The sequence below is a fragment of the Arenivirga flava genome, assembly GCF_030161575.1.
Lineage (GTDB): Bacteria > Actinomycetota > Actinomycetes > Actinomycetales > Microbacteriaceae > Arenivirga > Arenivirga flava.
Window position 1 is genome coordinate 57009 of record NZ_BSUL01000001.1, and the last position, 24178, is coordinate 81186.

General features: G+C 70.0%; 22 protein-coding genes, 1 other RNA gene and 6 pseudogenes. 15 read left to right on the top strand and 14 right to left on the bottom strand.

Annotation, left to right across the window (positions count from 1 at the left end; genetic code table 11):
• The first annotated feature begins 132 nt into the window (after positions 1-132).
• The 3 genes from ftsE (at position 133) to smpB (ending at position 2566) form a co-directional block, all read left to right on the top strand.
• Positions 133-1113: a cell division ATP-binding protein FtsE gene (gene ftsE, locus QQK26_RS00310; RefSeq protein WP_284228882.1), complete on the top strand. Its 981-nt coding sequence runs from the start codon at positions 133-135 to the stop codon at positions 1111-1113.
• Complete coding sequence (gene ftsX / locus QQK26_RS00315; protein WP_284228884.1) at positions 1110-2018, top strand: permease-like cell division protein FtsX; 909 nt, start codon at positions 1110-1112, stop codon at positions 2016-2018. Before ftsE ends, ftsX begins: the two co-directional genes overlap by 4 nt.
• 74 nt (positions 2019-2092) lie before the next feature.
• A complete protein-coding gene (gene smpB, locus QQK26_RS00320; RefSeq protein ID WP_284228886.1) occupies positions 2093-2566 on the top strand; it encodes an SsrA-binding protein SmpB in 474 nt (157 codons plus the stop codon).
• Between the two features lie 162 nt (positions 2567-2728).
• Here smpB and cysE read toward each other — a convergent pair whose 3' ends face one another.
• Both cysE and cysK read right to left on the bottom strand, forming a co-directional pair.
• Complete coding sequence (cysE, locus tag QQK26_RS00325; RefSeq protein WP_284228888.1) at positions 2729-3277, bottom strand: serine O-acetyltransferase; 549 nt, start codon at positions 3275-3277, stop codon at positions 2729-2731.
• A 26-nt stretch (positions 3278-3303) separates the two neighbouring features.
• Complete coding sequence (gene cysK, locus QQK26_RS00330; protein ID WP_284228890.1) at positions 3304-4236, bottom strand: cysteine synthase A; 933 nt, start codon at positions 4234-4236, stop codon at positions 3304-3306.
• 229 nt (positions 4237-4465) lie between these two features.
• On the opposite strand from cysK, the gene ssrA reads away from it, so the two are divergent.
• Positions 4466-4836: a transfer-messenger RNA gene (ssrA, locus tag QQK26_RS00335) on the top strand.
• A gap of 715 nt (positions 4837-5551) precedes the next feature.
• Here ssrA and QQK26_RS16355 read toward each other — a convergent pair.
• Positions 5552-6202, bottom strand: a pseudogene (locus QQK26_RS16355) (recombinase family protein); the annotation flags it as partial.
• Between the two features lie 44 nt (positions 6203-6246).
• On the opposite strand from QQK26_RS16355, the gene QQK26_RS00350 reads away from it, so the two are divergent.
• Positions 6247-7436 (top strand): IS3 family transposase gene (locus QQK26_RS00350; protein ID WP_284228901.1). Its coding sequence is split into 2 segments (ribosomal slippage): positions 6247-6525 and positions 6528-7436, totalling 1188 coding nucleotides; the frame shifts between segments, so codons are not numbered across the junction.
• 130 nt (positions 7437-7566) lie between these two features.
• Here the strand turns inward: QQK26_RS00350 and QQK26_RS00355 are convergent.
• Positions 7567-7854, bottom strand: coding sequence for a helix-turn-helix domain-containing protein (locus QQK26_RS00355; RefSeq protein ID WP_284228903.1), 288 nt, complete (start codon positions 7852-7854; stop codon positions 7567-7569).
• A gap of 197 nt (positions 7855-8051) precedes the next feature.
• Here QQK26_RS00355 and QQK26_RS00360 point away from each other — a divergent pair, with 197 nt between their 5' ends.
• Both QQK26_RS00360 and QQK26_RS00365 read left to right on the top strand, forming a co-directional pair.
• The gene (locus QQK26_RS00360) at positions 8052-8546 is read left to right on the top strand and encodes an FHA domain-containing protein (RefSeq protein ID WP_284228905.1); all 495 of its coding nucleotides are present in this window, start codon (positions 8052-8054) and stop codon (positions 8544-8546) included.
• Between the two features lie 80 nt (positions 8547-8626).
• Positions 8627-9037, top strand: coding sequence for a hypothetical protein (locus tag QQK26_RS00365; RefSeq protein ID WP_284228908.1), 411 nt, complete (start codon positions 8627-8629; stop codon positions 9035-9037).
• Positions 9038-9294: 257 nt separating this feature from the next.
• On the opposite strand, the gene QQK26_RS00370 is transcribed toward QQK26_RS00365, so the two are convergent.
• On the bottom strand, positions 9295-9561 hold the full coding sequence (locus QQK26_RS00370; protein WP_284228910.1) for a hypothetical protein: 267 nt from the start codon (positions 9559-9561) through the stop codon (positions 9295-9297).
• On the opposite strand from QQK26_RS00370, the gene QQK26_RS00375 reads away from it, so the two are divergent.
• The 3 genes from QQK26_RS00375 (at position 9561) to QQK26_RS00385 (ending at position 11989) form a co-directional block, all read left to right on the top strand.
• Positions 9561-10601 (top strand): hypothetical protein, encoded by a 1041-nt coding sequence (locus QQK26_RS00375; RefSeq protein WP_284228912.1) that lies wholly within the window; start codon positions 9561-9563, stop codon positions 10599-10601. The two genes, QQK26_RS00370 and QQK26_RS00375, sit on opposite strands and share 1 nt — an antisense overlap.
• Complete coding sequence (locus tag QQK26_RS00380) at positions 10598-11104, top strand: hypothetical protein (RefSeq protein ID WP_284228915.1); 507 nt, start codon at positions 10598-10600, stop codon at positions 11102-11104. The genes QQK26_RS00375 and QQK26_RS00380 overlap by 4 nt, the downstream gene beginning before the upstream one ends.
• A gap of 468 nt (positions 11105-11572) precedes the next feature.
• A complete protein-coding gene (locus QQK26_RS00385; protein WP_284228918.1) occupies positions 11573-11989 on the top strand; it encodes a hypothetical protein in 417 nt (138 codons plus the stop codon).
• A 337-nt stretch (positions 11990-12326) separates the two neighbouring features.
• On the opposite strand, the gene QQK26_RS00390 is transcribed toward QQK26_RS00385, so the two are convergent.
• Positions 12327-13268: a LysR family transcriptional regulator gene (locus QQK26_RS00390; RefSeq protein ID WP_284228920.1), complete on the bottom strand. Its 942-nt coding sequence runs from the start codon at positions 13266-13268 to the stop codon at positions 12327-12329.
• A 100-nt stretch (positions 13269-13368) separates the two neighbouring features.
• Here QQK26_RS00390 and QQK26_RS00395 point away from each other — a divergent pair.
• From QQK26_RS00395 to QQK26_RS00415, 5 genes and pseudogenes are all read left to right on the top strand, one after another.
• A pseudogene (locus QQK26_RS00395) lies at positions 13369-14360 on the top strand (putative oxygenase MesX).
• Positions 14361-14374: 14 nt separating this feature from the next.
• A complete protein-coding gene (locus QQK26_RS00400; RefSeq protein WP_284234360.1) occupies positions 14375-15409 on the top strand; it encodes a methionine synthase in 1035 nt (344 codons plus the stop codon).
• Between the two features lie 95 nt (positions 15410-15504).
• Positions 15505-16152 carry an NAD(P)-dependent oxidoreductase gene (locus QQK26_RS00405; protein WP_284228922.1) on the top strand — a complete coding sequence of 216 codons (648 nt, stop codon included), beginning with the start codon at positions 15505-15507 and terminating at the stop codon, positions 16150-16152.
• Positions 16153-16177: 25 nt separating this feature from the next.
• The gene (locus QQK26_RS00410) at positions 16178-16540 is read left to right on the top strand and encodes a winged helix-turn-helix transcriptional regulator (protein ID WP_284228924.1); all 363 of its coding nucleotides are present in this window, start codon (positions 16178-16180) and stop codon (positions 16538-16540) included.
• 118 nt (positions 16541-16658) lie between these two features.
• Positions 16659-17561: a TolB family protein gene (locus QQK26_RS00415; protein ID WP_284228926.1), complete on the top strand. Its 903-nt coding sequence runs from the start codon at positions 16659-16661 to the stop codon at positions 17559-17561.
• An 83-nt stretch (positions 17562-17644) separates the two neighbouring features.
• Here QQK26_RS00415 and QQK26_RS00420 read toward each other — a convergent pair whose 3' ends face one another.
• The 8 genes and pseudogenes from QQK26_RS00420 to QQK26_RS00455 all read right to left on the bottom strand — a co-directional run.
• Entirely contained in the window at positions 17645-18310 is a 666-nt protein-coding gene (locus QQK26_RS00420) for an SDR family NAD(P)-dependent oxidoreductase (protein WP_284228928.1), read from the bottom strand.
• Between the two features lie 177 nt (positions 18311-18487).
• Positions 18488-19290, bottom strand: a pseudogene (locus tag QQK26_RS00425) (ABC transporter ATP-binding protein).
• 13 nt (positions 19291-19303) lie between these two features.
• Entirely contained in the window at positions 19304-20377 is a 1074-nt protein-coding gene (locus QQK26_RS00430) for a FecCD family ABC transporter permease (protein WP_284228930.1), read from the bottom strand.
• Positions 20374-21337, bottom strand: a pseudogene (locus QQK26_RS16360) (FecCD family ABC transporter permease). The gene QQK26_RS00430 and the pseudogene QQK26_RS16360 overlap by 4 nt, the downstream one beginning before the upstream one ends.
• Before the next feature lie 149 nt (positions 21338-21486).
• The gene (locus QQK26_RS00440; RefSeq protein ID WP_284228933.1) at positions 21487-22437 is read right to left on the bottom strand and encodes a hypothetical protein; all 951 of its coding nucleotides are present in this window, start codon (positions 22435-22437) and stop codon (positions 21487-21489) included.
• The gene (locus tag QQK26_RS00445) at positions 22437-22868 is read right to left on the bottom strand and encodes a flavodoxin domain-containing protein (RefSeq protein ID WP_284234362.1); all 432 of its coding nucleotides are present in this window, start codon (positions 22866-22868) and stop codon (positions 22437-22439) included. The genes QQK26_RS00440 and QQK26_RS00445 overlap by 1 nt, the downstream gene beginning before the upstream one ends.
• Before the next feature lie 108 nt (positions 22869-22976).
• Positions 22977-23531, bottom strand: a pseudogene (locus QQK26_RS00450) (sulfite reductase subunit alpha); the annotation flags it as partial.
• Between the two features lie 160 nt (positions 23532-23691).
• Positions 23692-24111, bottom strand: a pseudogene (locus tag QQK26_RS00455) (flavodoxin domain-containing protein); the annotation flags it as partial.
• Positions 24112-24178: the final 67 nt, after the last annotated feature.

Genomic DNA, 24178 nt, shown 5'->3' on the forward strand with positions numbered 1-24178 from the left:
ATCGAGCTGTGCTCGATCGGTTCGATGACGAGCACCGGGCGCTCTGTTCATAAGGAACCCTCAGGGACCCGCCGCCCCCGCGCGGGTGTCGCTCCCGGGATCGCGGATGCGGCGACCTAGGCTCGTGCCGTCATGATTCGATTCGACCAGGTCACCAAGCAGTACGCGCGCACCGCCCGCCCTGCCCTCAACGCGGTCGACCTCGAGATCCTGCGGGGCGAATTCGTCTTCCTCGTCGGCGCATCGGGGTCGGGCAAGTCCAGCTTCCTGCGGCTGATCCTGCGCGAGGAGCGCCCCAACCGCGGGCAGATCCACGTGCTCGGTCAGGACCTCCAGAGCCTGCCGAGCCGCAAGGTGCCGTACTTCCGGCGCAACCTGGGCGTCGTGTTCCAGGACTTCCGCCTGCTGCCGAACAAGACCGTGGCCGAGAACGTCGCGTTCACGCTGCAGGTCATCGGCAAGAGCCGCGGCTTCATCCAGGAGGCCGTGCCCGACGTGCTGCAGATGGTCGGCCTCGGCAACAAGTCGGAGCGCCTGCCCCACGAGCTCTCCGGCGGCGAGCAGCAGCGCGTCGCCATCGCCCGCGCGATCGTCAACAAGCCGCAGCTGCTGCTGGCGGACGAGCCGACCGGCAACCTCGACCCCGCCACGAGCCAGGGCATCATGAACCTGCTCGAGCGCATCAACGCCAACGGCACGACGGTGGTCATGGCCACCCACGCCGCCGATCTGGTCGACCAGATGCAGCGCCGCGTCGTCGAGCTCAGCGCGGGTGACATCGTGCGCGACGAGCGCGGCGGCGGCTACCAGACGCAGGCCGTGCCGATCCAGGCGCCGGCGGACGCGGAGCCCGTCGCCCGGCGACGCGATCTGCGCGAGACCGGCGCGGTGACCATCCCGAGCACGCCGGTGACCGCGGCGACGGACCTGCCGTCCGCGCCCGAGTCGCTGCGCACCGGCCAGCAGCCCGCATCCGCTCCCGCCGCGACGGAACGGCCCGCCAGCGCCGCGCAGCCTGCGAGCGCCGCCCAGCCCGGCGACGACGACCGCGACCCGCGCGGCTTCGACAAGCCCATCCGCAGTACCCGGTTCGACAAGGGGGACCGCGCATGAGGTTCGCACTCGTCATGGGCGAGGTGGGCCAGGGCCTGCGTCGCAACCTGTCCATGGTCGTCTCGGTCGTGCTCGTCACGTTCATCTCGCTGACCTTCGTGGGCGCCTCGGCCCTGCTGCAGCTGCAGGTCAACGAGATGCGCCAGTTCTGGAGCGACCGCGCCCAGGTGGTCGTCTACATGTGCACGGAGTCCGCGGCCAACTGCGAGGGCGTGGCGGCCACGGATGCGCAGATCGAGGCGGTGCAGGCGGAGCTCGACTCCGACGTGCTGCAGCCCTTCGTCTCCTCCATGTCGTACGACACCCCGCAGGAGAGCTACGACCGCTTCGTGCAGCAGTTCTCGGGCACGCCGACCGCCGAGCTCGGCAGCGCCGAGAACTTCGGCGGCACCTTCTGGGTCAACCTGGTCGACCCGGCGCAGTTCGAGGTGCTCACCGAGTCGCTGGCCGGCCTGGCCGGCGTGGACGAGGTCGTCAACCAGCTCAGCTACCTGGCGCCGATCTTCGACGCCCTCAACGCCTCGAGCGTCGCGGCGATCGGCATCGCGGCCCTCATGCTCGTCGCGGCGGTGCTGCTGATCGCCACGACCATCCGTCTCTCCGCCTTCTCCCGGAGGCGCGAGCTCGGCATCATGCGCCTCGTCGGCGCCTCGAACGCGTTCATCAAGACGCCGTTCATCCTCGAGGGCATCGTGGCGGCGCTCATCGGCTCGGTGCTCGCCTGCGCCGCACTGGTGGCGCTCGTGCACTTCTTCGTGGGCGACTACCTGACGGCGCAGCTCACCGCCTTCAGCTTCATCGACCTCGACGAGGTGTGGCTCGTGCTGCCGCTCGTGATCGGCGTCGGGGTGCTGCTCTCGGCGCTCAGCGCCCAGTTCGCCATCAGCCGGTACCTGCGGGTCTGAGGCCCGTCCGCGCGGTAGGCTGTGAGGCTGCCCGCACGGTCCGGTGCGCGGCGATGGACGGATGAGGTGAGACGGTGCCCAGGGAGCAGGGAGAGCGCGTCGTCGCGACGAACCGCAAGGCGCGACACGACTACTCGATCGAGGACACCTACGAGGCGGGCCTCGTGCTCTCGGGCACCGAGGTGAAGTCGCTGCGCGAGGGCAAGGCCTCGCTGGTGGACGGCTACGCGTACATCGACCGCGAGGAGGCGTGGCTCGACAACGTGCACATCCCCGAGTGGGGATCGGGCTCGTGGACGAACCACGCGACCCGCCGCAAGCGCAAGCTGCTGCTGCACAAGGCGCAGATCATCAAGATCAGCCAGCGCATCCAGGGCGGCGGCTACACGCTCGTGCCGCTCAGGATCTACTTCAGCGACGGCAGGGCCAAGGTCGAGATCGCGATCGCGAAGGGCAAGCGCGAGTACGACAAGCGTCAGGCGCTGCGCGAGCAGCAGGACAACCGCGAGGCGCAGCGCGCCATGCGCTACCGCAACCTGGGGGAGTAGGGCTCAGGCCGCGCTCCGCCCAGCACATCGCCCCCTGCTTCTCCGCCCCTCCGCTGTCCTCACCAGCCTTTGGGGCGCTTTGGCGACGCTGGGGCATGCGGGCGCACGCCCCGTTGTCGCCGATGCGCCCCAACGGGAGGATGAGGCGGGTGCGACCCGGCCTCAGATCCCCGCGCCCAGGTCGAGCTCGACGGGTACGGCTGGACCGGTGCCGATCTGCCGTGCGGGCACGCCGACCAGCGTGCTGCCCGGCGCCGCGTCGCGGGTGACGACGGCGTTCGCGCCGACGCGGGTGTCCGCGCCGACCGTGACGGGGCCGATGACCTTGGCGCCGGCGCCGATGACGACGCGGTCGCCGATGGTGGGGTGGCGCTTGCCGGTGCGCAGCGTGCGCCCGCCGAGCGTGACGCCGTGGTAAATCAGCACGTCGTCGCCGACGACCGCGGTGGCGCCGATCACGACGCCCATGCCGTGGTCGATGACGACGCGGCGGCCGATGCGGGCGGCCGGATGGATCTCGACGCCGGTGAGCGAGCGGACGAGCTGTGAGAGCAGCCGGGCCGGCAGCCGCAGGCCCGCGCGCCAGAGGGTGTGGGACGCCCGGTGGGCCCAGAGCGCGTGCATGCCGGAGTAGGCGAGCACGATCTCCAGGCCCGACCGGGCGGCGGGGTCGCGGGCCTGGACGGCGCGCACGTCCTCGCGAAGCCTCATGCGACCAAGGCTATCGGGCCGTGAGGTCAGGCCAGGTCCTCGTAGAGCACCGTCGAGAGGTAGCGCTCGCCGTAGCTGGCGAGGATCACGACGATGGTCTTGCCGGCGTTCTCGGGTCGCTTCGCGAGCTCGAGCGCGGCGTGCACCGTGGCGCCCGACGAGATGCCGGCGAGGATGCCCTCCTCCGTGCCGAGGCGGCGGGCGGTGGCCACCGAGGTCGCGATGTCGACGTCGATGATCTCGTCGTAGACCTCGCGGTCGAGGATCGGCGGCACGAAGTTGGCGCCGATGCCCTGAATCTTGTGCGGGCCCGGGTTGCCGCCGTTGAGGATCGGCGACTCGGCGGGCTCGACGCCGACGACCTGCAGGCCCGGCTTCTGCTCCTTCAGGTAGCGGCCGGCGCCCGTGATGGTGCCGCCCGTGCCGATGCCGGAGACGAAGATGTCGACCTCGCCGTCCGTGTCCTGCCAGATCTCGGGGCCGGTGGTCGCGTGGTGGATGGCGGGGTTCGCCTCGTTCGCGAACTGGCTCGCCAGCACCGCGCCCTCGCGCTCGGCGGCGATCTGCTCGGCACGGGCGACGGCGCCCTTCATGCCCTCGCCGCCCGGGGTGAGCACGAGCTCGGCACCGTAGGCGCGCAGCAGCAGCTTGCGCTCGTTCGACATGGTCTCGGGCATCGCGAGCACGACCTCGTAGCCGCGCGCCGCGCCGACCGCGGCGAGCGCGATGCCGGTGTTGCCGCTGGTGCCCTCGACGATCGTGCCGCCGGGCTGCAGCGCACCGGACGCCTCGGCGGCGTCGACGATGGCGATGCCCAGGCGGTCCTTGACGCTGGCGGAGGGGTTGTAGAACTCGAGCTTGCCCAGCACGGTGGCGCCGACGCCCTCGGTGACGCGGTTCAGTCGCACGAGCGGGGTCTTGCCGAAGGCACCGGTGATGTCGGCGTGGATGTTGGCCATGGGTTGCAGACGCTCCCTTGTCGGTCGGACGGGTCGTTGCGAAGCCTAGTGAGAGCGGGTGAGCGGTGACCTCGCGTGACGGCTCGATGCATCCGCTTCGCTCTGAGCGGATGCGCGGGGCATGCGCCGCGGGCGGGATGCGGGTTACACTGAACGGCCCGCCGGAAACGGCGGACACCGCTCGCGAGGGCGGCTTGGCAACTCCACAGCGCATGACGACGGCCCGCAGGGGGATGATCGGTTTCGACATCGCCTGGATGCGCACGAGAAGCGGGCCGAGGACGCGGGGTTATCTCGTTAACGCCCTCCGCAAACCAATAGGTGCCAATGCTAAGCGCACCGACTTCGCCCTCGCCGCCTAAGGCCAGCGCGTAAGTCCGTCAGACCGGGTTCGCCTCCGCCCCGGTTCCTGGCGTCATCTAGGAGGCTCGCTGCGCGGCGACGCCTGAGCGTCGCGCGGGACTTGTACTCGGGCTGGGCCTGTCGATCCAGGGGCTCATGGCAAGGATCGGGGCCGAGTAGAACGCCTTCATGAGCTGCGCCCGGAGAAGACGTGCAAACTCAGCGATGGACGGGGGTTCAATTCCCCCATCTCCACCATAGGAGGCTTATTAGAAACACCGTCCGCTGAAGCGGCGGTGATCAAGTAAGTCCAAGTCGTCGTCATGCGCTGTGAGCTGTCGAGAAGGCCGTCCTCCTGGGCGGCCTTCTGCTTTGCGGGGACGTTCCGCGCGAATGCAGCGTTGTAAGCCGCCTTGATCGCCTCAGCCCCGAGCCCAGCGTCCGATGCTCGGTAGGCTGCCTCCGTCGCCAGCAACTGGCCGAGCGGCTCGTTGAGCTCGGCGCCCTCCACGACCTCATCGCTGATGTAGAGCCGGTGGAAGATCGCCTGGTTGAGCCGGCGCCGAACCTCGTCCTCCGCGACCACGTAGAGCTCCTGCGGGTTCTCGAGGAGACGAAGGTTGGCCTCGATGTAGCGCACGCCCATCTTGAGATCGGTCTCGACGCCACCAAGCTGTCCGGAGAGGCGCTCGCGCTCGAGCTTGATCTTGGACAGTCGCGCCCGGATGCGAGCCTGCGGAACCTCGGGATCGGCCGCGAGATCGAGGAGGTTCTCCTCCTGCACGTCGTAGGACTTGAGCTGCTCGCGGAGCTGTCGCTGGAGCAGGCGCTGAGCGTCGGACTGGTCGGCGATCGTGCCCGTCATGAGGTCGCGCATCGCAGCGATGAAGTCGGGGCCGAAGCGCTTCGTCTTGTAGAAGTCCTCGACCGCGTACTCAACGCGCAGCACGTTGTGGTGCGGCTGGTTGCAGTCGCGCTCTCGCCGGCCAGGGCAGAAGAAGTAGTAGTACTCGCCGCCATTGCGCCCAACCGCCCGCTGCAGGATGAGACGCTGCTCGACACCGAATCGGCGCCTGCATTCACCGCAGTAGACGGAGCCCTTGAGGTAATGGTGGTGCTCACGGCGACGCTCACCCGAACGACCTCGTGATTCGACGAGTGCCTGTACGGCATTGAACAGTTCTTCGTCAATCAGCGGCTCGTGGCGCCCGGCGAACTGCTCGCCCTTGTAGCTGACGATGCCGACGTAGTAACTGTCGGTGAGCATCTGGTGGATCTTGTTGACCGATACCGGGCCGGCGGGGCGACTTGCTGTCGGGCGCGTAGTGAGGCCGCGCTCCGTCAACTCGTCCACGATGTCATTGAGGGTGTAGTTGCCGGTGGCGTAAAGCTCGAACGCGAGCTTGACGAAGGGGGCCCGATCCGGGTCGAGACCGACCGTGCGGATTTGCCGGCCCTCGCTCGAGTCGATCACGTTGAGGTAGCCGAGCTTGGCCTTGCCGAGCGTTCCACCGCGCCTGGCCTTCTCGCCCATCTTGAAGGCGATGTCAGCTCCTGAAGCCTTGGACTGGTACTCATTGATCACGGCCAGCATGCCGGGGACTGCCCCGACTTTGGTTGACATCTGAGTTCTGAGGCCCGTGGGTCTCTGATGGAAGGATGTTCCCTGTGCCGAAGCCGTATCCGAAAGAGTTCCGTGACGATGTCGTGGCCGTCGCCCGACGCGGGCAAGCGCCGCTGGTCCAGATCGCGAAGGACTTCGGGATCTCCGAAGGCTCGTTGACGAACTGGATCAAGCGCGCCGACATCGAAGACGGCGTTCGTGCCGGTGCGAGCGACGCCGACCGTGCCGAACTGCGTGAAGCGAGGAAGCGGATCCGTTTGCTCGAGCAGGAGAACGAGGTGCTGCGGCGGGCGGCGGCGTATCTGTCGCAGGCAAACCTGCCGGGAAAATAGTCTTCCCGCTCGTCCGAGAGATGGCCGAGCCCGGCGCCCGCGTGCGGGTGCCGGTCGCGGTGGCGTTGCGGGTCCTCGGCCTCTCGAGGCAGGGGTATTACCAGTGGTTGGCGGAGCCGGTGTCCCAGCGGGACTGGGACGACGCGCATGTCATCGACGCGCTGCGCGTCGAGCACGACAAGGACGCGACGCTCGGGTACCGGTTCCTGACCGACGAGCTCGCCAGTGAGCACGACCTGGTCGTGGGCGAGAACCGGGTGGCGCGACTGTGTCGTATCGCGGGCATCCAGGCCTCACACCACCCCAAACGCAGCAAGGCCGGCAGCGCCGGGCCCGCCCCGCACGACGATCTCCTCGCGATCGTCGACGAGCACGGCGTCGTCCGGCACCGGTTCGTCGCGGCCGGGCCGAACACGGTCTGGTTGTGGGACATCTCCGAGCACCCGACCCGGGAGGGCAAGGTCTACATCTGCGCGATCAAGGACCTCTGGTCGAACAAGATCGTCGGCTACTCCATCGGCGACCGCATGCGCGGCGAACTCGTCCGCGCAGCCCTGCGCAACGCGATCGCGTTGCGCTCCCCGGTCGGCACGATCTGCCACTCCGACCGAGGCGGCCAATTTTGTGCCAAGAAGACCCACGAGCTCCTGCAACGTCACGGGCTCGTCGGGTCGATGGGCCGCTCCTACGGCGCTGGCGACAACGCGAGCATGGAGAGCTTCTTCGCGCTGCTGCAGAAGAACGTCCTCAACACGCGCCGGTGGGAAACCCGGCAGGACTTGCGCCTGGCGATGGTGTCCTGGATCGAGACGAAGTACAACCGGCGCCGCCGCCAACGCGGCCTCGGGAAACTCACCCCGGTCGAGTTTGAGATGATCTACACGGCCGCAAAGGCGGCCTGATTTCTACAACCCCCCGACTGTCAACCAAACTCGGGGCAATCCCATCTGTGGTTTGTCGGAGATTAGGACTGGGACTCGTAAGGCGCTCGAAACGTGCGGCGGCGCGACCTCATTGCTAGGGCGTGGACGGTCACCTCGACCGAGTTGGCAGCCCGCGCCGCTTCAGCAGCGCGCGGATCGTCTCGCGGTGCACCTCGAACTCGACGGCCAGCGCCCGGGCAGACTCGCCCGCTTGATGCCGCTCAACGAGCTCGTCGATCCGCGCCTTCGACAACCTTCCCGACCGCTCGAGGGTTTTATTCACAGCAGGTGTCTCGAGCCGCGGAAGCCGGATCTCGCCCCGAGAAGCCCGATCCAGCAGCTCGATCACTGCATTCGCGGCCCTCGCGTGGTTGGAGTAGTGTCCCAGCACTTCCACCGAAGAGACGGTCGGATGGACGGTTGATGAGACGGGTGTGAGCTCGGCTGATCAGCTGGTTCCGTGAAGACCGTCGTGGTCGTCGTCATGCGTTGTGCTGCTGTAGTCCTGCTGCCCTCCCCGAATGAGCCACGCTTGCGACCGTGCCTGACTAGGCTCGACGCGCTGCGCAGGCGGCGGGATATCGGGGGATCGACGTGCGATTGAAGCTGACGGTGCGTTCGGAGCGCGGCGACGACGACGTGGTGGTGTCGTGCGACGCGACGGCGACGGTCGGGGATCTCGCGTCGGCGCTGTTCCGGCAGACGGTGGAGCAGCGGCTGCGGCAGCCGGTGACGTTGTGGACGGATGGCGGCGGGCGTACCGCCCCACGCGTGCTGAGCCCGTTGTTGTCCGTGCACGAGGCCGGGATCGGCTCGGGTGCGTTGGTGTCGGTAACGAGCCCGGAGGGTCCGGACGACGCCTTCGTGACTGCGCGGGCGACGGTCGTGGTGGAGGAGCCGCGCCGTGAGCGGCGCACGGTTCCCTTGGGCGACGGGGTGGCTTTCATCGGCCGGGATTCGGCTGCGCAGATCCGGTTGAACGATCCGAAGGTGTCCCGCCGTCACGCGAGCCTGCAGCTCGACGTCATCGCTCGCGAAGCCGATAACCAGCGCGCTCTAGAGGACATCAAGGCGGTGATGGAGCGATGAGGGGCAGAGCACGAGCAACGGCGACCGTCGGCGCGCTCGTCATCGCGATGCTCTTGACGGGGTGCGGAACGGAGGACCCGGTGGCCCAGGATCTCGAATCGGCCAAGCGCGCTGCGCAACAGCAGCAGGAGGCGATCGTTGCCTTGCTGCCGCAGGAGCTGATCGCATCACTCGAGCAGCCCGACACCGGTGTGCTGATGGCGTGCGAGTCGGAGGGCAGCGCGCAATGGACTGGAAGGGCGACCGTCGTGCTGTCCGAGCTGCCGGATCTCGAAGCGACGTTGGCGAGCATCGCAGCGGCATTCGAGGAACGAGGCTTCGCTGCACGGTGGGACCAGACGATCTCCGGCGAGCCGCGGGTGCAGCTGCTCGGAGCCGATGGCGATTCGTATCTCGTGTCGCCTTGGGCGGAGGAAATGAGTATCGGTGTGGCCTCCGCCTCGCCGTGCTTCCCGCTCGCTGATGACGAGCACCCAGGTCTGGTCGTCTGAAATCGAATCCGGCTCGAAATGTCGGAGTGTGGAGATGCGGGCGTGTCCGTGACTGACTTCCTCCCGCCGGATCGCCCCGCGGTCAGCCTTCTCGTGACTTCGCGCTGCGGCAACGAAGCTGAGGGAGGCTGAGCCACGACGACGACGGTAGTGAAATGACCAAGCCCATGCGACAACAACGGCTGCTGATCGCGGCGCCTCTCGGGTCGATGTTGCTCGCCAGATGCGCGACAGCCGATGTGAAAGAGAGCCCGTGTTCACGATCGAAGTCGTCTGCCGCATCGAGTCTGCTCAGCGAATCGACGTTGCTCATCGGAGCCGTCCAGTTGGGTTCGGCTGCTGTCGAGGGCGTACTCGCTCAGACCACGAGCATCCATCAGGCTCGTGTTGGTGCGGTCGCCAACCTGCTCGCTGTCGAGAAGGCCGGAGTGCGGGGCGCGATCCTCGAGTTCACCGGGGTCGACGAGCAAGCCGGCGAGACGGGGCGTCGGCTGGGAGCGGCCATCGGACATGGTGGGCGTCATTGGGCGAGCCTCAGCAGACCGCGCTGGTCCTCGGGGCCGCCGGTGCCATCGGCGCCCTCGGAGGGATCCCACCCCTCGCCCGCGCAGCCGCGAACCGGGTTAACGCGACAAGAGCGCTGACGACGATCGACGAGGAAATCCGCAGCGCCGAGGAATCCAGGCCGAGCGGAGCGCTCCGTGAGGAGGTATTCGCTGATCATCTCGAGAAACTTCGCGATGAGCGCACCTACGTCGCTAAGGTCGCTGAGGGCAGCGTGCAGCTCTATCTCTGGGACCGCGACCGCGGGCACATCGTCGAAATGGTCGGTGACTTCACGAAGGAGTACCACCGCGTCATCACCTACACGCCGGGTACATTCACGAACATGCAGTCGTTCTACGACGGTTCCGTGCAAGAGGCAGCGAAGTGGTTCACCGGAGAGAACTCCGGGGCGGTCGGTTTCGTCTGGAAAGGTGCCGAGTTCCCGGGGCAAACTCGCGAGCTCGGCAAGCCCGTCGACACCTTCGTCGGGATCAACGAGGCCAACGCCCAGCAGCTCGCACTGGATACCGGCTCCGCGCTCGCTGCTTTCCAGGACGGGATCCGGGCCGATCCCCGCATTGACGGCAGCCAGAGCATCGCGATGGGGCACAGCTGGGGTCTCGCAGCGACGACGGGATCGGAGGTCGCCGGCGCGCACTATGACCAGGTGCACTCGCTGGCCGGCGCCTGGATGCCGCAGGGCTGGGACGCCGACGGCGACACCGGCTACCACCATTGGTCATACACCGACTTCCTATCGGTCGCGCAGGACTTCGGGCTCGTCGGTGAAGGGAACGTGCCTGATACGGATCCCGCTTTCACGAGCACGATCTACGAATCCGACGAGGACTCGACGATCTACATTCCGACGACGACAAATCCCTGGGCACCGACCCCGCCCGGCGAGATCCGGAGCGCGTCCGGCGCCGGACTGACGGAGAATCACACCCTGATCGCAACGCAGGAGGACAAGAACTTGGAGGCGCTCCTGGACATGCGCGCGAGGATGGACCGGTGATGTCGAGAATGCGCAAAGTCGCAGGTATGGCGGTGCTCGGTGCAGTGATGACGCTCACCGCGTGCGCCAGCGTGGAGGAGGAACCGGTGGTGGACGAGACGATCACGCTCGAGACAGCGAAGCAAACGACGATGCAGGTGGAGCGACAGATCGCTGAGCTGGTCCCCGATGTCTCCCCGGATGCAATCCAACAGCAGCAGGAAGGCGTTCTGCTGAGCTGTTCCGATGACGGAGTCAAGCGCTGGACCGGACGCACCACTGTGGCGGTCGATCCTGGTCGCTCCGACGGTCTGCTCGATGCGGTACAAGAGCACTTCGCGGCGCTCGAAGGTTTCGAATCGCTCCGCGAGACCTCGCAGGGCGGCATCGATCTGACGACGGTGCGCCGAGACGGTTACCTCTGGCTCGTGTCCATCGAGCGGGACGGAGCGTTGCTCGACGTCACCTCAGGATCCGCGTGCATCCGTCTCGCGCCGTCGGAGGAGCGACTCAGCTCGTACTGACTTCGTGGGCAGTGGGCCGCCGCCTCAGTGATGCGGGGCGGTCAGCAGGCGAGGTGTCGAAGCTTCTCGGCATTCAGCAAGGTGGGACGACCGCGCCGGAACTCGCTATCACCACTGGGCCTACACCGACATCCTGACGATCGGTCAGACGACGGGACTCATCTGGAATGGTCGCATCTCAGCCAACGACGATGCGTTCTCGTCAACCGTCTACGAGCGAGAGGGTGACTTTGACTTCTATCTTGGGAGTGGCGGGGCGCTCAGTATCGAAGGCGAGACACCCAGCTTTCCGCTTTCGACGACGCCGGTCGAGAATCACGTGCTCATCGCCTCTGACGAGCTGGAGAACCACAGGGTGCTTGAAGACGTATTGGTCGAGTTACGGCGATGAGTAAACGGAGACTGCTGGCCGTCCTCCTAGGCGGCGCGATGATGCTGACAGGCTGCACGGCCGGAACGGAGAGCACTGTGGACACTGAACTCTCACTCGAAGAAGCTAAACAGGGCGCGATAGATCTGGCCTCCGAACTGGCAACGTTCATCCCTGCCAGCGCAGTTGGAGAGATCGAGCGACCACCGGACGGAATCCTCATGAACTGTGGCGATGACGGGTATCAGTGGACCGGCCGAACTGTGGTGCCGCTGCTTGAGCCGATCGACACCGATGCTTTGGTTGTCAGCATCATCGAACACTTCGAGGATTCTGTCGATCACGAGGCAATCTCCATCCCCACTGCGGATGGCGAACCTCGAGTACAAGTTCGAGGTCGATTCGGCGCCAGTGCGATCGTTGCCGAGCATCCCGACGAACCCGAGATCAGGATTTCATCCCTCTCCTCATGCTTCGTCTTGCCTGAAGGAGTAAGTCCGCTCGGTAGACACTGAGCTCGGCGAAGCGGTGGCGAGGGAGGACTGACCCGGCAAACAAGGGAGCCGAGTTGCTCGGGCAGACTTGAGAGCTCGGCAAGCCCGTCGACACGTTCACCGGCATCAACGAGGCCAATGCCCAGCAGCTCGCGTTGGACACTGGCTCCGCGCTCGCCGCTTTCCAGGAGGAGATCCGAACCGAATCCTTGCATCGACGGGGGTGGGATGTCGCTCGACCAGCTCGTCGATCCGCGCCTTCGAGAGCCTTCCCGACCGTTCCAGGGTTCATCCACCGAAGGTGTCTCGAACCGCGGCAACCGGATCTCACCCCTCGACGCTCGGTCCAGCAGCTCGATCACCCCAGCAGCGCCACCCCGAACCCCGCCACGACCGCGCGCACCTCGTCGAGGTAGCGCTGCGCCTGCTCGGTGAGGGGGATCGCGGCGTGGCCGATCCAGCCGATCTCGATGCGCTCGTCCACGTCGAGCGGCACGGCGACGATCTCGGGGTCGAGGTCGTCGCTGATGATGCCGGTGGAGATCGTGTAGCCGTCGAGGCCGATCATGAGGTTGAAGATCGTCGCCCGGTCGGAGACGCGGATCTGCTGGCGGCTGGAGAGCGTCGAGAGGATCTCCTCGGCGAAGTAGAACGAGTTGTTGGCGCCCTGGTCGAAGGTCAGGCGAGGCAGGTCGGCGAGATCGTCGAGCGTCGCGCGCTCCCGGCCGGCGAGGGCGTTGCGCCGGGAGACGAAGATGTGCGGCTCGGCGAAGAAGAGCGGATGGAAGGCGAGGCCGGATTCGCGCAGCAGCTTGTCGATCACGTTGCGGTTGAAATCGTTGCGGTACAGCACGCCGAGCTCGCTGCGGTGCGTGCGGACGTCCTCGATGATGTCCCAGGTGCGGGTCTCGCGCAGCGAGAACTCGTACTCCGCCGCCCCGCTGGCCTTGACCATGCGCACGAAGGCGTCGACCACGAAGGAGTAGTGCTGCGCCGAGACGCCGAGCAGCCGGCGCGACGGCGGCCGGCCGAGGTAGCGCTGCTCGAGCAGCGACGCCTGCTCGACGACCTGGCGGGCGTAGCCGAGGAACTCGACGCCGTCGGTGGTCAGCGTGACACCGCGGGCGGAGCGCAGCAGCAGGGCGCGGCCGGCCCGCTGCTCGAGGTCCTTCATCGCCGCCGAGATGGTGGGCTGCGCCACGTAGAGCACGTCGGCGGCAGCGCTGATCGAGCCCTCCGCGGCGACCTCGATGAAGTACTGCAGCTGCTGCAGCGTGATGCCGCTCGTGCGCTTCGCCATAGTCAAAGGCTATAGCGGTGCATAGTCGACCTGGATTACCCGATAGCGTTCCTCCGCCAGCAGCATGGAGTCATCCCCTCCCGACTCCCGGATCGGCCCCATGACGAACGCCTTCACGTACCGCATCACGACGACCCGCTTCGACGAGGACTACGCGCCGTCGGAGAGCTCGCGGGCCACCACGAACTTCGCCAACCTCGCCCGCGGCAAGCACCGGCAGCAGAACCTGCGCAACGCGCTGACCATGATCGAGGGCCGCTTCAACGACCTCGCGCGCTGGGACAACCCGGCGGGGGATCGCTGGGGGTCGAGCTCGACATCGTCTCGGTGCAGCTGTGCTTCGCCGCCGAGGGCGACGACCGCGAGTTCCCGCTGCTCGAAGTGCTCGACGTCACGATCGTCGACCGCACGTCGGGGCGTCGCCACCGGGGCATCGTCGGCAACAATTTCTCGTCGTACCTGCGCGACTACGACTTCAGCGTGCTGCTGCCGGCGGCGGGCGGATCGTTGCCGGAGGACTTCGGCGACCTTCACGGCAAGCTGTTCCAGCATTTCCTCGACTCCGAGGCCTACCGCGAGCGCTACGCGGGCTCGCCGGTCGTCTGCATCAGCGTCTCGACCAGCAGGACGTACGAGCGCACCGGCACCGTGCATCCGATCCTCGGTGTCGAGTACCGGCAGGACGAGCTCTCGCTCACCGACGCGTACTTCGGTCGGATGGGGCTGCGGGTGCGCTACTTCATGCCGCCCGGCAGCGTCGCTCCGCTCGCCTTCTACTTCCGCGGCGACCTGCTCGGCGACTACACCGACCTGCAGCTGGTCGGCACGATCAGCACGATGGAGACCTTCCAGAAGATCTACCGGCCGGAGGTCTACAACGCCAACTCGGCGGCCCCGAGCGTCTACCGCCCGAGCCTCGAGCGGCAGGACTTCTCGCGCACGCTGATCGATTACGACCGCGAGGAGCGCAGCCGCCTCGCCATCACGCAGGGGCGCTGGACCGACGAGCACTTCATGCAGCCGCACGGCGAGGAGCTGGCCCGCTGGGCCGCCGGCGCCGCATCCGCTCACGACCCGGCCCTCGCCCGATGACCGACGGAGGCGCCGTGAACGCGCTGCTGCCCACCTCGACCGTGGGCAGCCTGCCGAAGCCCTCGTGGCTCGCGGCGCCGGAGACGCTCTGGGCCCCCTGGTCGCTCGAGGGCGACGCGCTCATCGAGGGCAAGCAGGATGCGCTGCGCATCGCCGTGCAGGAGCAGCAGCGGCGCGGCATCGACGTCGTCAGCGACGGCGAGCAGACCCGCCAGCACTTCGTGACCACCTTCATCGAGCACCTCGAGGGCGTCGACTTCGAGCGGCGCGAGACGGTGCGCATCCGCAACCGCTACGACGCGAGCGTGCCGACCGTGATCGGCGCGGTGAGCCGCCGGCAGCCCGTCTTCGTCGAGGATGCGGCGTTCCTGCGCCGGCAGACCGACCGGCCGATCAAGTGGGCCCTGCCCGGCCCGATGACGATGATCGACACCCTCTCCGACCGCCACTACGGCAGCCGCGAGAAGCTGGCGTGGGAGTTCGCGACCATCCTCAACGAGGAGGCGCGCGAGCTCGAGGCGGTCGGTGTCGACGTGATCCAGTTCGACGAGCCCTCGTTCAACGTCTTCTTCGACGAGGTGCACGACTGGGGCATCGCCGCGCTGGAGCGCGCGGTCGAGGGGCTGCGTGCCGAGACCGTCGTGCACATCTGCTACGGCTACGGCATCAAGGCCAACACCGACTGGAAGGCCACGCTGGGTGCGCAGTGGCGGCAGTACGAGGCGTCGTTCCCGCTGCTGCAGCGGTCCTCCATCGACACCGTCTCGCTCGAGAGCCACAACTCGCACGTGCCGATCGACCTCATCGAGCTCATCCGGGGCAAGCGGGTGATGCTCGGCGCGATCGACGTGGCGAGCGAGGTCGTCGAGACCCCGGAGGAGGTCGCCGGCACCCTGCGCCGCGCGCTCGAGTTCGTCGACGCCGACAAGCTCGTGCCGAGCACCAACTGCGGGATGGCGCCACTGCCGCGCCGCGTCGCCTACGACAAGCTCGACGCGCTCGTGGCCGGAGCGGAGATCGTGCGCGCGGAGGTCGCGCCACGCGGCTGACGCGCCCGTCCCTCCCGCAGAGGGGCGTCGACGAGCGCGCCGCCACGTGCTATCTTCGCGATAGTCAGTTTCCACTGGATAGCTAGGAGTTGCACATGGCGAAGGTCGTCGTCTTCGGAGTCACCGGTTACGCGGGCGGTCACATCACCGCCGAGCTCGTCTCGAGGGGGCACGAGGTGCTCGGCATCGCGCGCGACGTCGCCGAGGCGCCGGAGGGCATCGAGACCCGCGCCGGCACGATCTTCGACGAGGCGCTCGTGCGCGAGGTGGCGCAGGACGCCGACCAGCTCGTGGTCGCGCTGCCCGCCCGCGCGCTCGAGGAGGGCGGCCCGAAGCTCATCGACGCGCTGCCCGTGCTCGTCGAGGCGTCCATCGCCGGTGGCGCGCGGCTGAGCTTCGTCGGCGGCGCCGGCTCGCTGCAGGTCGCCGAGGGCGGCCCGAAGGGCTACGACACCCCGGAGTTCGAGCCCGCCTACCTCGACGAGGCGCGGTCGCACGGCGCGATCCTCGACGCGCTGCGCGAGACCGACGCGGCGCTCGACTGGTTCTACGTCAGCCCCGCCGGCGGCTTCGGCTCATGGAACCCCGGCGAGCGCACGGGCGAGTTCCGCCTCGGCGGCGAGGTGCTGCTCACCGACGCGAACGGCGACTCGAACATCTCGGGCGCCGACTTCGCCATCGCCTACGTCGACGAGATCGAGCAGGCGGCGCACCCGCGCGGCCGCTTCACCGTCGCGTACTGAGCCGGTCGCCCCTCCAGAGGACGTCGTGACCGAGACCCCGGCCTTCGATCCGTACGCCGCCGACTGCCCCAGCCGGCAGCTCGTCGACCGCATCGCCGACCGCTGGGCCGTGCTCGTGATTGGCGTCCTCTCCGAGGGACCGGCCCGCAACGGCGAGCTCGCCGCCCGAGTCGGGGGCATCTCGCCCAAGATGCTCTCCCAGACCCTCAGGGGTCTCGAGCGCGACGGGCTGATCACCCGCGAAGCGCACAACACCGTGCCGCCGCGTGTGGAGTACGCGCTCACGGCGAGCGGTGCCTCGCTGCAGCCCGTGCTCATGGCCGTGGAGCAGTGGGCGCGCGACCACGCCGGCTCGGTGCTGCGCGCCCAGGCCGCGTACGACGGCTGAGCCGCCGCCTGCCCGCCCGAGCGCCGTGCGCATGGTCGACATCCGGTGCGTCCTCGCAGGGGCGCCGTGGTCTGATCATCGAGGGCATCCGCGCCCACCTCAGCGAAGGAGCCGCAGCATGATCGACGCGACCGAACTGCCCGCGCGCCGGCTCGTCGCGGGGCAGCGCGCCCGCATCCGCATCTGGGATCGCGCCAGCGGCGAGGCGCGCACCGTGCACGAGAGCGCCGAGCGGCTCTACGAGGCGCCCAACTGGACCCGGGACGGGCGGCTGCTCGTGAACGGCGACGGTCGCCTGTGGCTCCTGCCCGCGGACGGCTCGGCCGAGCCGGAGGCGATCCCGTCGCCGGGGCTGCCGAACGTCAACAACGACCACGTGCTGAGCCCCGACTCGCGCACGGTCTACGCCTCGGCGAACGACTGGCACATCTACAGCCTGCCCATCGAGGGCGGCGCGCCGACACGGCTCACGGAGGACGACGGCGCCTACCACTTCCTGCACGGCGTGCGGCCGGACGGGGAACGGCTCGCGTACGTGCGCCTGATCGCCGACGGCGACGCGTGGCCGAGCGCCGGCACGATCCACACGATCTCGAGCGCCGGCGGCGACGACCGCGCCGTGACCACCGACCCCGGGCCCGCCGACGGCTGCGCGTGGAGCCCGGACGGCGAGTGGATCCACTGCAACACCGAGCAGTTCAGCACGGCGCCCGGGCATGCCCAGCTCGCGCGCGTGCGGGAGGACGGCTCCGGACTCGAGCAGCTGACCTTCGACGAGCGCGTCAACTGGTTCCCGCACATCGCCCCCACCGGCGACGTGGCCGTGTACCTGAGCTTCCCGCCCGGCACGATCGGGCATCCGGCCGACCTGCCCGTGGAGCTGCGGCTCGTGACGGTCGGCGCGTGGGCCGACCCGACCACGATCGTGCGGCTGCACGGCGGCCAGGGCACCATCAACGTGCCCAGCTGGGCGCCCGACGGCTCGGCGTTCGCCTTCGTCGACTACCCCGTCGAGGGCTGAGCGCGGCAGCGGAGGGCCCGGACGCATCGGCCGTGCCCTCCGCTGGTCGACCGTGGTTCGTGCGGCCGGAGGACGGCGCTCGCTCAGGCGTCCATGTCCGCCGCGAAGGTGCGGAAGCCGTCGCGCCCGGAGTGGATGCCCCACAGCTTCTCGGCGAGCACGGTCGGGTCCTTCTCGGCGTGCCCCTGCTCGATGCCGCCCGGGATGATCAGCTGGCCGACGTGCACGTTCTCCGGCGCGAGCTGCTCGTGCAGGGCCTGCCCGTAGGCGCTCTGCCCGGCGAAGGAGATCGTGGTGCCGGCGAAGTCCGAGCGCGGGCGCACGGCCGTGCCGCCGTTGACGAAGAGCACCGTGCCGCGACCGAGCACGCGCATGCCCTGCAGCACGTGGTGCACGGCGGCGATCGGTCCGAGCACCGAGAACTCGATGGCCGCGAGCGCGTCGTCGGGCGTGGTCTCGAGCACGGGGCGCAGGAACTCCTTCTGCGGCAGCGGGCTGTACTGCAGCACCTCGATGGGGCCGAGCGCCGTGGTGGCCTCGTCGAGCGCGGCGATCAGCGAGGCGCGGTCGCGCACGTTCGCCGTGAAGCCCTGGGCGGTGACGCCCTCGGCGGCGAGCTCGGCGGCCAGGGCATCGACGCGCTGACGGTTGCGGGCGATGAGGGCGACGGAGAAGCCCTCCTTCGCGAAGCGGCGGGCGGTGGCGGCGCCGAGGCCGGAACCGGCCCCGATGATGGCGAGAGTGGTCATGCCGACCACGCTACGGAGCGAATGCGCGGCGAGGGATGCCCTGGCAGGGCGTCGCAGGTCGCGTCCAGCCCGCTCGCCGGATCGGCGAGGCGGGTGGCCCCGGACCGATCCACGGCCGGCTGCGCGGCGCCCGGCGGGCGGCGTGCCCGATGGGGTCGTGCTCGCGCGTCGGCGCGGCTAGCGGGCGGCCGCGCGCGGATCGAGCGGAGCGACCGAGGGCGTGCCCGTGACGGGGTCGGGCATGACGATGCAGGGCAGCCCGAAGACCTCGTGCACCATCTCGGCCGTGACGACCTCGGCGGGCGCGCCGGTGGCGACGATCGCGCCGTCGCGCATCACGACCAGGTGGTCGGCGTAGCGGGCGGCCTGATCGAGATCGTGCAGCACCGCGACGATCGTCCTGCCCTCCTCGTGGAGGGTGCGCAGCAGCTCGAGCAGCTCGTACTGGTGCGCGATGTCGAGGAACGTCGTCGGCTCGTCGAGCAGCAGGACGCCGGTCTGCTGCGCCAGCAGCATCGCCACCCACACCCGCTGGCGCTGGCCGCCGGAGAGCTCGTCGACGAGCCGGCCGGAGAGCTCCGTGAGCCGCGTGGCCTCGAGGGCGGCGCTCACCGCCTCCTCGTCGCTCGTCCGCCACTGCTGGAAGAGCCCCTGGTGGGGCGCCCGGCCCCGGGCGACGAGGTCGGCCACCCGGATGCCATCGGGCGCCAGCGAGCTCTGCGGCAGCAGGCCCATCCGGCGCGCGACCTCCTTGGCGCCGTACCGCGTGATCGCCCGACCGTCGAGCAGCACGCGGCCGGAGGAGGGGTCAGCACCCGCGCGAGGGCGCGCAGCAGCGTCGACTTGCCGCATCCGTTCGGTCCGATGATCGCGGTGAAGGAGCCGTCCGGGATCTCGAGCGACAGCCGCTGCGCGATCGTGCGCCGGTCGTAGCCGATCGTGGCGTCCTCGACGACGAGCGGGGGCGGATGCGCGGACATGGGACCTCCGGGGTCAGCGGGCCGCGCCGGACCGGCGGCGGGTCTCGCGGATGAGCAGGTGGATGAGGTAGAGCCCGCCGAGGCACACGGTGATGAGACCGACGGGGATGCTGCGGTACGCCTGGGCGATGAGCAGCGACAGCAGGTGCGCGGCGGCCAGCAGCGCGGCGCCCATGGCGGCCGCGCCGAGCAGGCTCACCCCGGCCGAGCGCGTCAGGCGCCGCGCGAGCTGCGGGGCGACCAGGGCGACGAAGCCGATGGGACCCGCGGCGGCCGTCACCAGCGCCGTGGTCGCCACGCCGATCACGAGCAGGGCGAGCCGCACGGGGCCCGGTCGGGTGCCCTGCGCCACCGCGGCGTCGTCGCCGAGCTCGAGACGCCGCAGCGCCGGCGCGAGCGCCGCGGCGGCGACGACGAGCACGGCGCCGAGTCCGAGGGCGGGGACGAGCCCCTCCCAGGTGACCCGGGTGATCGATCCGGCGCTCCAGAAGCCCACCGACATGGCGTCGGTGACGTCGGCGCGCGTGATGAGGTAGCTGTTGAGCGAGCCGAGCATGGCGGCGACGCCGATGCCGACGACGATGAGCCGGAACCCCTGCACGCCGCGGCGCCAGGCGAGCAGGTAGACGGCGAGGGCGGTCGCCAGCCCGCCGGCGATGGCGGCGCCGGCGGTCGACCAGCTGCCGCCTCCGGCACCCGCGAGCATGACGACGACCACGGCCGTGTAGGCGCCGGCGTCGAAGCCGATGACGTCCGGGGAGCCGAGCGGGTTGCGGGTGATCGACTGGAAGATCGCGCCGCCGATGCCGAGCAGCGCCCCGAAGGCGACCGCGGCGATCGCCACGGGCAGACGCCACTCGAGCACGACGATGCGGTGGAACGGCTCGCCGCCGCCGAGCAGGGTCTGCAGCACCTGCGTGAGCGTGAGCGGGTAGTCGCCGAGGGCGATGGCGACCACGGCGACCGCGGCGGCCACGCCGAGCAGCAGCACCGAGAGGCCGACCAGCCGCAGCGGCACGCGCACCGAGGTCCAGCGCGTGCGCAGCACCGCGTCGCGGTAGCCGACGTCCAGGCGCGCGCCGCTCACAGGCCGGCCGCCTTCCGCCGCCGCACGAGCGCGATGAGCACGGGCGCGCCGACCACCGCCGCGACGATGCCCACCTCGATCTCGCCCGGTCGCGCGACGACGCGGCCCAGCACATCCGCCGCCAGCACGAGCACCGGGGCGGCGACGGCCGAGGTGGCCAGGATCCAGCGCTGGTCGGGGCCGGTGAACCAGCGCACGACGTGCGGCACCATGAGCCCGACGAAGCCGATCCCGCCCGTGAGCGCGGTGCCGCCGCCCGCCAGCAGGGTCACGGCGACGATGCCGAGCACCCGCGTGCGGCCGACCTTCGTGCCGAGCGACGCCGCGAGGTCGTCGCCGAGGGCGACCGCGTTCAGGGGCCCGCCAGCGCGAGCGCCAGCACGAGGCCGGCGACGATGAACGGAGCGACGGATGCGGCGTCCGCCAGGCTCGTCAGCGCGATCGAGCCGAGCCCCCAGCTGCGCACGGCCCGGAAGGTCTCCTCGTCGAGGAGGGTGAGGAAGGTGCTGAACCCGCCGAGCACGGCGCTCAGCGCCACGCCGGCGAGCACGAGCGTGACGGGGAGACCCGGCCGCGCCCCGCCGAGCCGATGAGGTACACCAGCACGGTCGCGACGGCGGCGCCGAGGAAGGCGAACCAGACGTAGCCGCTCGCCCCGCCCAGCCCGAACGCGCCCACCCCGAGCGTGACGGCGAAGCCGGCGCCCGCATTGACGCCGAGGATGCCGGGGTCGGCGAGCGGATTCCGGGTGAGCGCCTGGATGAGGGCGCCGGCGACCCCGAAGGCCGCGCCGACCAGCAGGCCGACGACGGTGCGCGGCACGCGCAGCGACCAGACGATGAGCGAGGCCTCGCCGCCGTCGGGCCGCAGCAGCGCGTGCCGCACCTGCTCCAGGGGCAGCGGATTGGCGCCGAGCGCGAGGCTCGCGGCGCAGACGAGCACGAGCGCGACGGCGAGCAGCAGGAGGCCGACCGCGCGGCGACCGGCGCGGCCGCCCTGCTCGGTGCGCTCGGTGGTCGCGGTGCTGATCACGCTGCTCCTGCTGGCGTTCGGTTCGGGCGGTCGGGGTTCGAGCGAGCTGTGCCGCACGCGGCGGCGCGAGCCGGGCCTCATCCGAGCGAGGGCAGCGCCTCGGCGAGGTCCTCCCACGCGCGATGGGTGGCGGCTCCGACGAGGCCGAACTGGGTGAGCATCGCGACGCGACGGCCGCGGCGATCGACCAGCTCGAGCGCGCTGGTCGGGCCGTGCACGCCCGCGGTGCGCACGAGCACGCAGCCGCCGAGCGCCGTCGCATCGAGGTCGAGCGAGGCGTCCTGGAAGACGACCCCCAGTCGCCCGTCGTCGGCGCTGACCGCCTGCAGGGCGCCGGCGCAGGCCTGCGCGACGCCATCGCCGAGCACGGCCGCGCCGAACGGCAGACCCGTCGAGCAGAGATGGCCGAGCACCTCGGGCAGCAGGCGCAGGTCGATGTGCCGGTGCTCGACCGGCGAGCGCCCGACGCCGGCGAGCGCGTCGTCGAGCCGCGAGAGCTGGTCGTCGCCCGGCCACTCCGCGGAACCGGGGGATGGGGTCCAGTCGTCGAGCAGCGCCCCTGCGAGCGCGGCGGCCGGGCCCGGATGCTCGCGGGCGAGGCTGCGCAGGACGAGGTGGTCGACCGGCGTTTGCGAACGCAGGCGGTGCACCGGGCGCCCGGAGCCGGTGACGAGCTCCAGCACAGGGTCGCCGCCGCGGTGCTCGTCGAGCACCGCGCCCACGACCGTGCTCGGGTCCAGCCGCAGCGCGATCCGTCCGGGCGGTACCGCGAAGGCGGTGCCGGTGCGGGTCACCGAGGAGTACGCGCCCGCCTGGGCGATGGCGACGCCTTCGGTCCACGTGGTGGCCAGCGAGGACTCCAGGACGGGCAGGGTCGCGGCGACCTCGGGCGCGCTCGCGTCGATCGGGGTGCCGCCGTGCCCGGATGCGCAGCGACCGCATCCGTCCTGCGGGCCGCAGGGCGCTCCGTCGTCGGGCAGCGAGCCGGCGCTGCGCTCGCCCGAACCGGGATCGCCCTGCGCCGACATCAGTAGACGTCCCGCACGTACCGCTTCTCGCGCTTGAGCGCGGCGATGTACTCGTCGGCCTCGGCCTCGCTGCAGCCGCGGTGCGCCTGCACGATCTCGTGCAGTGCGTGCTCGACGTCCTTCGCCATGCGGGTCGCGTCGCCGCAGACGTAGAGGTAGCCGCCCTGCTCGAGCCAGGAGTAGAGCTCGGCGCCCTGCTCGCGCATGCGCGTCTGCACGTAGACCTTCTCGACCTGGTCGCGCGAGAACGCGAGGTCGAGGCGGGTCAGCACGCCGGAGGCCTGCATGGCCTCGAGCTCCTCGCGGTAGATGAAGTCGCTCGCCGCGTGCTGATCGCCGAAGAACAGCCAGTTCGGACCGGTCGCACCGCTGGCGGCCCGCTCGTGCAGGAATCCGCGGAACGGCGCGATGCCGGTGCCGGGGCCGATCATGACGACCGGGCGCTCGCCGTCCTCCGGCACGCTGAACGCGTTGTTCGGCTGCAGGTAGATGCCCACCGTCTGCTCGGCGTCGAGGCGGTCCGCGAGGTAGGTCGACGTGACGCCGCCGTGCTCGCGGTCCCTGCCGTGGCGCACGGAGGCGACGGTGAGGTGGATGCGGTCCGGGCTCTGCAGCGGGCTCGACGAGATCGAGTACGAGCGCGCCTGCAGCGGGCGCAGCAGCTCCGAGAGCTCGAGGGCGCTGAAGCGCACGTCCGGGCTGGCCTCGAGCAGGTCGAGGGTGTCGCGGCCCCAGAGCCACGAGTCCATCGCCGCGCGGTCCTCGCGGCGCACCATCGCGGCGAGCTCGCTCTCGGGGTCGCGCTCGGCGAGCGCGGCGATGAGGTCCTTCGACGGCGTCGCGATCTCCCACTCCCGCAGCATCCGCTCGCGCAGCGAGGCGCCGCCCGCGTCGACGTCGCCGTCCAGGCCCAGGCGGGCGAGCAGCAGCTCGACGAGCGCCGGGTCGTTGAGCGGCACGACGGCGAGCGCGTCGCCGGCGGCGTAGGTGATGCCGCTGTCGCCGAGGTCGAACTCGTAGTGGCGGATCTCCTTCGCGGAACCCTCGCCCGAGAGCACCCGGTTCACCGAGAGCCGGCTCGGATACGGGGTCTTCTTGTTCCAGGGGAGCGGGCCGGCGCCGGGGCGGTCGCCTCCGCGCCGCCGCCGGCCCCGGGGGCGCCTCCGCGACGAGCGCGGCGAGGGTCTCCTCGATCCACGCCTCGGCGGGCTCCTCGAAGTCCACGTCGCAGTCGACCCGGGCCACGATGCGGCCGGCGCCGAGCTGCTCGAAGCGCAGGTCGATGTCGCGGCCCGCCTGGCAGAAGTCGTCGTAGCCGCTGTCGCCGAGCGAGAGCACCGCGAAGCGGGTCTCCTCGAGGCGCGGCGCGGTCGGCGCGCTGAGCGCCTCCCAGAACAGCTCGGCGTTGTCGGGCATCTCGCCCTCGCCGTACGTCGAGGTGACCACGAGCACGTAGGGCAGCGTCGCGAGCCTCTCGGGCGTCATGGCGTCGAGCTCGGTGAGGTTCGCACCGTACCCCTTGCCGCGCGCGAGCGCTCGAGCTGCTGCGCGAGCATCTCGCTGTTGCCGGTCTGGCTGCCGTAGAGGATCTCGAGGGTCGTGGTCGGTGCGGCCTGACCGTCCTCCATGTTGCGCTTCATGGCGGCGAGGCCCGCCAGGAAGCCGTTCAGCCAGGCCTGCTGCGACTCGCTGAACGGCGTGCCCGCGAAGAGCGAGCCCGGAGCGGGCTGCGCGGCCAGGG